The following is a 301-nucleotide window of genomic DNA, read 5'->3' on the forward strand; positions in this document are numbered from 1 at the left end:
GGCGCCCCGAAGGCGGCCGGTCATCGTGTCCGGGCGGGCGGCGAACGGTGTAGAGGACCCGGAGGTGGGCCGGCGCTACGTCGGAGTTCGAGAGCGTCGCGTGCCGGAAGAACCGGCACATGGCGAGACGGAAGGACGTGTGGTGACCCGCGAGGACCTGAACTCGGACCGCGGCGATGGCTACGGCGCCTATGCCTGCAGCGACGACGCGGCGAGCCTAGGCATCATTACCTCCGCCAACGTCGCCTGCGGCCTGCACGCGGGCGATCCCGAGATCATGGCCCGCACCCTCGCCTTGGCG

At 71.1% G+C, this 301-nt stretch carries 1 protein-coding gene; it reads left to right on the forward strand.

What is annotated here, in order from left to right:
• Positions 1-142: 142 nt before the first annotated feature.
• The coding region (locus MKK75_RS30925) for a LamB/YcsF family protein (protein WP_244046300.1) at positions 143-301 on the forward strand (159 nt) is incomplete at its 3' end.

Source organism: Methylobacterium sp. J-030, assembly GCF_022829545.1.
Taxonomy (GTDB): domain Bacteria; phylum Pseudomonadota; class Alphaproteobacteria; order Rhizobiales; family Beijerinckiaceae; genus Methylobacterium.